Consider the following 6,449-nt stretch of genomic DNA (forward strand, 5'->3'; position numbering starts at 1 on the left):
GCTTTTTGACCGGGGCGTCCGTCAAGGCACATGGGGCTGCAAAGCAGCCCCAATGCCTAAAGTGCCCGGCATAGCCCCGGCTCAATGCAGCACCTGGCTCAAGAACAACCGACTCCGCTCATTCTGCGGATTCTCGAAGAACGCCTGCGGCGTAGCCTGCTCGACGATCTCCCCCTGGTCCATGAACACCACCCGGTGCGCCACCGTACGGGCAAAAGCCATTTCATGGGTCACGCACAGCATGGTCATGCCGTCTTCAGCAAGGCTGACCATGGTGTCGAGCACTTCCTTGACCATTTCCGGGTCCAGTGCCGAGGTCGGTTCATCGAACAGCATGATCTTGGGCTTCATGCACAACGCCCGGGCGATCGCGACGCGTTGCTGCTGGCCGCCGGACAGTTGGCCGGGGAATTTGTGGGCCTGCTCCGGAATGCGCACTCTTTCCAGGTAATGCATCGCCACTTCTTCCGCTTGGCGACGCGGCATCTTGCGTGCCCAGACCGGGGCAAGCGTGCAGTTCTGCAAAATGGTCAGGTGCGGGAACAGGTTGAAATGCTGGAACACCATGCCGACTTCGCGGCGGATGGTCTCGATCTGCCTGATGTCGCGGGTCAGTTCGGTGCCGTCGACCACGATCCGGCCTTGCTGGTGTTCCTCGAGCCGGTTCAGGCAACGAATGGTCGTCGACTTGCCCGAGCCCGACGGGCCGCACAGCACGATGCGTTCGCCCGGGTGCACGGTGAGGTTGATGTTCTTCAGTACCTGGAAACTGCCGTACCACTTGTTGACGTTTTCCATCTGGATCATGGTCTGCGTACCCAGTGAGTCCAGGGGCTTGCGGAGCGCTTCACGCATTTGAAACTCCTTGCCGGAGCACAGGCGCGCCGTCCCGGTGGAGGCGGGCACGCCAGGTGTGGGAAGAGGGCGGTCGGGTCAGTGCAGCACGCTGTCCAGGAACTGCCGGGTGCGTGGCTCTTTCGGTGCGCTGAACACCTCGGACGGCGGGCCCATTTCGATGATCTTGCCGCCGTCGAAGAACACCACGCGGTCGGCCACTTCACGGGCAAAACCCATTTCGTGGGTCACCACGATCATGGTCATGCCTTCGGCCGCCAAGCCCTTCATCACGTTCAGCACATCGCCGACGGTTTCCGGGTCCAGCGCGGAGGTGGGCTCGTCGAACAGCATCAACTTGGGCTTCATCGCCAACGCGCGAACGATCGCCACACGCTGTTGCTGGCCGCCGGACAACTCTGCCGGGTAGTGCTCGGCCTTGTGCCGCAGGCCAACCCGGTCGAGCAGCGCCAAGGCGTGGGCCTGTGCTTGCTGCCGGGTCGAGCGCTTGAGCTTGACCGGCGCGAGCATCATGTTCGCCAACACCGTCATGTGCGGGAACAGCGTGTAGTCCTGGAACACCATGCCCACGTCTTCACGCAGCTTCGCCAGGGCCTTGCGGTCACCGGCGTTGGCCGAGTCGCCGTTGCCGATCACCACGGTGCCCAGCGACGGCTCCTCCAAACTGTTCAGGCAGCGAATGAAGGTGGATTTGCCCGAGCCACTGGGGCCGATGATCACCACCACTTCACCCTGGCGAACGTCCATGTCCACGCCCTTGACCACCTCGTGCTGGCCGAAGCGCTTGTGCAGGTTGCGAACTGTCAGGATCGTGCTCATAAGCCCGCCTGTGCCCGGGTCAGGGCTTGCAGGTTGAGGTGGGCCGCGCTCAGTCGCTCGCGGCGCTGCTGGTTGGCGACACGCTCGGCCGCCAGCCGCTCGCTGGCGCGTGCCAGGCTGGGTTTCAGCGACCCCAGCGACGGGCCACCTGCGGAGGTACGCCCCTGCACGTTGCTGACCGGGTCCAGGCAGTCGCGCACTTTCTGAGCGGGCAGGTTCAACGCGTGGCCCAGTTGCTCGATGGCGCAGGCATCGATCATCTGCGGGGTGATCTGGTGTGCCGGCAGGCCTTTGTCCATCGCCATGCGCACCACCGCGCCGACCACGTGATGGGCTTCGCGGAACGACAGGTCGACTTCGCGCACCATCAGGTCGGCCAGGCCCGTGGCCGTGGAGAAGTCCTCACCGGCACGACGTACCGCCAGGTCGATGTTCGGCGTTGCGGTACGCAGCACCAGGTCGAACAGTTTCAGGCAGCGCAGGCTTTCTTCCGCGGCTTCCCAGAAACCCCGGGTGCCTTCGCGGTTGCCATCGCCGGTATGCGAGAAGTTTGTGCCTTTGATGGTCACGCTGGCACCCATCATCAAGCCGACGATGTGCCCGCTACGGCCCTTGAGGTACTCCAGTACGGTCGGGTTTTTCTTCTGCGGCATGATGCTGGACGTTGCGGCGACGCTGTCAGGGAAGTCGATGAGGTTGAACTCATGGGTGCTCCACACGAAGTAGTCCTGCGCGACGCGGCTCCAGAACACCGCCAGGTTGCTCAGGTGCGACAGGCTTTCGAGCAGGAAGTCCCGCGAGCCGATGGCATCCAGCGCGTTGTCCAGGTACCCGTCGAAGCCAAGCAGCTCGGCGGTGCGCGAGCGGTCGATGGCGAACGGCGTACCGGCGAAGGCGGCAGCCCCGAGCGGGCACTGGTTCATCGACTCCAGGGTCTGGATCAGGCGCTTGCTGTCGCGCTCCAGCGCTTGCTCCACCGCGCTCAGGTAGTAACCGTAGGTGATCGGCTGCGCCGGTTGCAGGTGGGTGTAGCCGGGCATCACCACTTCAGCGTACATCTCGGCGCAACGTAGGGCCGTTGCACGCACGTTCATCAATTCGTCGATCAGTTCCAGCAACAGGTCGCGGCAGCGCAGGCGGTCCAGCGTTGCGAGAATGTCGTTGCGGCTGCGACCGGTGTGCAGGCGCCCGCCGATGTCGGCGCCGATCTGCTCGATCAGGTGCGCCTCGTAGTTGAAATAGGCGTCTTCGCGGGAGGGGTCCAACTCGACCGCATCCGGCCCGGCCTGCTCCATGTCCAGCACACCCTTGGCCAGCGCACTGGCATGTTCGCCGCGAATCAGGCCCTGTTCGGCAAGCATCAGGATGTGCGCCTTGTTGACGTCGCCCAGGTTGGCGAAACCACTGGCGAAGCCTTCCAGGCGTGGGCGATAGATGTACTCGTTGACTTCCGGTGCGGTGCTTTCTTTCAGGCGCCGGCTGACTTTGGATTCTTGCATGTTGGAACCTCTCCAATAGAAGTACGTACCGCCGGGCGACCCAGACGACGTTCGAGATAGCGGCTAAGCCAGGTGAGTGCCGAGCAGATGACGAAGTACACCAGCAACACCACGCCGTAGACCGTGAATGCCGGGCTGACGCCAGTCATCACGGTTTCGCGTTCGATGATGATCTGGCCGACCTTGAGGAATTCGCCCACGCCTACCAGGGCGCCCAGCGATGTGGCTTGCACCAGGATCGTCAGCAGCCCGGTATAGGCCGGCAGAATGGCTTTCATCGACTGCGGCACGATGATGTGCAGGTAGATCTGCCAAGGGCGCAGGCCCAGGGCCCAGGCGCTTTTCCACTGGTGCCGGGAGACCGACTCCAGCCCGCCGCGCACGATCTCGATACCGTTGGCGCTGCCCCACAAGGTCAGGCCCACGGTAACGGCGGCGAAGGGGCTTAGATCGACGCCGAACATCGGCGCCCCGAAGAAGATGAAGAACACGTTGACGATCAACGGAATGGAGCGGAACAGCTCCACGTAGGCATGGATCGCCCACCACAGCGCGCGGTTCCTGACCGTGGCCAGCACGCCGAGCACGGCCGAGATCAGCGTGGTGAACAGCAGCACCACCAGCGCCAGGCGCAGGGTCATCAACAAGCCTTTGGAAACGAAGCTCCAGTTTTCGAGAATGAAGTTCATGGTCGCCTCACTGCCTGAAAGGTCGTTGCAAGTGGGCCGAAAGGCGTGCGGTCAACAGCGCGAGCACGCCCACCAGCACCAGGTACATGACGCAGATGGCGGTGAACATCTCGATGGCGCGAAAATCCGTGGCGATCCGGTCCACCGCCACGAAGGTCAACTCCGCAAGGCCAATGGCCTGCAAGTACGACGAGTTCTTCAGCAGCGAGATCGCGGTGTTGAGCATGGCCGGCAGGCTGGTGCGAAAGGCGATCGGCAGGGCAACCAGCGCGAAGTACTGCGCAGGCTTGAGGCTGAGCGCCAGGCTCGCCTCACGCATGCCGCGTTCCACGGTGGCCAGGCCACCGCGGATGTTCTCGATCTGATAAGCCCCCGCCCACAGCGACAGGCACACCACCCCCGACCAGAACAGCGACAACCCCAGCCCCACCGCAGGCAAGCCGTAGAAGATGAAGAACAGCTGCACCAGGATCGGCGTATTGCGGATCAGCTCCACATACAGCGCCACCGCCTGTGACAACACCGGCACCTTCATGACCCGCACCGCGCCGCCCAGCACACCGATCAGCAGCGAGAAGAGAATGGCCAGCGCCGTGATCCGCAGCGTCATCAATACGCCGTCGAGCAAGGCAGGCCACTGCGCCAGCAAGTAATGGATATCGAAACTCATGACGGTGGCCGATCAGAGGGTTTCGGCAGGTTTGGCCTGCTCGAACACGCTGATGTAATAGCTTTGGATGTTGCCGGGGACGAACTGCTCGACCCAGCCACGGAACAGATGCTCTTCGCGCATGCGCAGTACCGCCGCGCTCAGGTAGTCGCGCCATTGTTCGTCGTTCTTGCGCACGCCAATGGCCGCATCGGAGATCTGGAACGGCTCACCGATCAGGCGGGCGTCCGGGTCATTGTCGGCCACCACCACCAGCGTGGCGGCGTCGTGGGTGTAGGCCTCGGCACGGCCCTGGCGGAAGGCCTGCAAGGCGTCGGCGGCGCTGTTCATGCGCAGCGTCTTCACCTCGGGCATGTGGTCCTCGAACCACTTGGCCTGCACCGAGCCTTTGAGCGTGGCGAGCGTCTTGCCCTTGAGGTCGGCGATTTTCTGCACCGGGCTGTTTTTCTTGACCACCACATCGCTCGCGCCCCAACGGTAGGGCGTGGTGAAGTCGATCACCCGTTGCCGTTCCGGCGTGACGCCAAGGGTAGCGATCAGGAAGTCCACCTTGCGGCCCAGCAGTTGCGGCACCCGGTTTTCGGCGGTCACGCAGGTGAAGCTGACCTTGTCCTTGGAGCCCAAGGCCCACAACGACACTTGTTTCGCCATTTCCACTTCGACGCCGGCGTAGTCGCCCTTTTCGTCTTGATAGCCATAGGGCGGCTGGTCGCAACGCACGCCAACCCGCAGTTGGCCTGCCTCTTTGATAGCTGCGGGAACGGCAGGCAGGTCGGTCGCCTGGGCGGTGGATACCGCAGCCAACGACATGCACGACAACGCCAGCGCAGCGCTTAGTTTTTTATACGAGAACGACATGATGCCTCCTGATTACCTGGCTGCACCCCCGCACTGGCGTGCGGTGATGCGATGAGTACAAGGGCAGAGCTGAAAAGTATCTGGAGCACCGGTTTTGTTGTGTTTTTGCCGGTATGTGCTCGGTTGGCATCGCGTTGCGTTCGGTGCAGACGTCGATGTAGGTCCAGTTATAAAATCTCTGGGTCATGCAATCAAATGACAATCCGTCAATCAGTCATGCAGAAATGATATGGCCATGAACTTCAAGCAGATCGAGACCTTTCGCGCGGTGATGCTAAGCGGCTCCATGACCGCGGCCGCCCAGGCGTTGCACACCTCGCAGCCGAACGTCAGCCGCCTGATCGCGCAGCTGGAGCGGGTGAGTGGTTTTAAATTGTTCGAGCGCGTGGGCGGGCGACTGGTACCGACCGATGAAGGCGCACAGTTTTTCGCCGACGTGGAGCGAGCGTTCATCGGGCTGCAAAGCCTGGAAACCTCGGCCCAGCATCTGAAGCGTGGGGGGACGGGGCGGTTGCGTATCGGTGCCGTGCCCTCGCTGACCCATGGCTTGCTGCCGGCCATCATTCAGCGCTTTCGGCAGCAGAATCCGAATGTGCATATCTCCATACATACCAATGATTCACCGAACGTGGCGCACTGGGCTGCTACGCGGTTTTGCGATGTGTGTTTGGTGTCTTATGTGGCTGAGGACATGGCGGGGGTGCATTCGGAGATTATTTGCGATGTGCCTGGGGTGTGCATTTTTCCCAAGGGGCATCGGCTGGGTGGGTTGGAGGTGGTGACGCCGGGTGATCTCAAGGGGGAGGAGTTCATTTCGCTTTCGCATACTGATGGTTCGCGTACGCGGCTTGATCGGCTTTTTGCTGAGGAGGACCCGCGGGTGCTTAACCTGGATGCTACCCACGCGGCCACGGTTTGTTCGCTGGTTGGGTTGGGGTTGGGGGTTAGCGTGGTTAGTCCGTTGGTGGCGAGTGAGTATTTGCATACGGGGATTGATATACGGCCGTTTACGCCGGAGTTGCGGTTTTATACGTATTTGCTGCTGTCGGCGGATCGGCC

7 protein-coding genes are annotated in these 6,449 nt (G+C 62.3%); 1 reads left to right on the forward strand and 6 read right to left on the reverse strand.

The genetic code is table 11. From position 1 onward, the window contains the following. Positions 1 to 81 precede the first annotated feature (81 nt). The 6 genes from RAC97_RS08370 to RAC97_RS08395 form a co-directional block, all read right to left on the reverse strand. Positions 82 to 855 (reverse strand): amino acid ABC transporter ATP-binding protein, encoded by a 774-nt coding sequence (locus tag RAC97_RS08370; RefSeq protein ID WP_375098652.1) that lies wholly within the window; start codon positions 853 to 855, stop codon positions 82 to 84. 78 nt (positions 856 to 933) lie between these two features. Continuing rightward, positions 934 to 1,674 carry an amino acid ABC transporter ATP-binding protein gene (locus RAC97_RS08375; RefSeq protein WP_375098653.1) on the reverse strand — a complete coding sequence of 247 codons (741 nt, stop codon included), beginning with the start codon at positions 1,672 to 1,674 and terminating at the stop codon, positions 934 to 936. After that, on the reverse strand, positions 1,671 to 3,173 hold the full coding sequence (gene argH / locus RAC97_RS08380; protein WP_375098654.1) for an argininosuccinate lyase: 1,503 nt from the start codon (positions 3,171 to 3,173) through the stop codon (positions 1,671 to 1,673). The genes RAC97_RS08375 and argH overlap by 4 nt, the downstream gene beginning before the upstream one ends. Beyond that, positions 3,143 to 3,862: an amino acid ABC transporter permease gene (locus RAC97_RS08385; protein ID WP_375098655.1), complete on the reverse strand. Its 720-nt coding sequence runs from the start codon at positions 3,860 to 3,862 to the stop codon at positions 3,143 to 3,145. Before RAC97_RS08385 ends, argH begins: the two co-directional genes overlap by 31 nt. A gap of 7 nt (positions 3,863 to 3,869) precedes the next feature. Then, positions 3,870 to 4,532, reverse strand: a complete 663-nt coding sequence (locus RAC97_RS08390) for an amino acid ABC transporter permease (protein ID WP_375098656.1) — start codon at positions 4,530 to 4,532, stop codon at positions 3,870 to 3,872. Positions 4,533 to 4,544: 12 nt separating this feature from the next. Then, positions 4,545 to 5,390 carry a transporter substrate-binding domain-containing protein gene (locus tag RAC97_RS08395; RefSeq protein ID WP_375098657.1) on the reverse strand — a complete coding sequence of 282 codons (846 nt, stop codon included), beginning with the start codon at positions 5,388 to 5,390 and terminating at the stop codon, positions 4,545 to 4,547. 235 nt (positions 5,391 to 5,625) lie between these two features. Between RAC97_RS08395 and RAC97_RS08400 the strand changes: the two genes are divergently transcribed. Beyond that, the coding region (locus RAC97_RS08400; protein WP_379671408.1) for a LysR substrate-binding domain-containing protein at positions 5,626 to 6,449 on the forward strand (824 nt) is incomplete at its 3' end.

This window comes from Pseudomonas sp. LS_2 (genome assembly GCF_042709235.1).
Taxonomy (GTDB): Bacteria; Pseudomonadota; Gammaproteobacteria; order Pseudomonadales; family Pseudomonadaceae; genus Aquipseudomonas.

Coding starts and splice junctions, on each gene's coding strand:
- RAC97_RS08370 (WP_375098652.1), bottom strand. CDS start 855: ATGCGTGAAGCGCTCCGCAAGCCCCTGGACTCACTGGGTACGCAGACC.
- RAC97_RS08375 (WP_375098653.1), bottom strand. CDS start 1,674: ATGAGCACGATCCTGACAGTTCGCAACCTGCACAAGCGCTTCGGCCAG.
- argH (WP_375098654.1), bottom strand. CDS start 3,173: ATGCAAGAATCCAAAGTCAGCCGGCGCCTGAAAGAAAGCACCGCACCG.
- RAC97_RS08385 (WP_375098655.1), bottom strand. CDS start 3,862: ATGAACTTCATTCTCGAAAACTGGAGCTTCGTTTCCAAAGGCTTGTTG.
- RAC97_RS08390 (WP_375098656.1), bottom strand. CDS start 4,532: ATGAGTTTCGATATCCATTACTTGCTGGCGCAGTGGCCTGCCTTGCTC.
- RAC97_RS08395 (WP_375098657.1), bottom strand. CDS start 5,390: ATGTCGTTCTCGTATAAAAAACTAAGCGCTGCGCTGGCGTTGTCGTGC.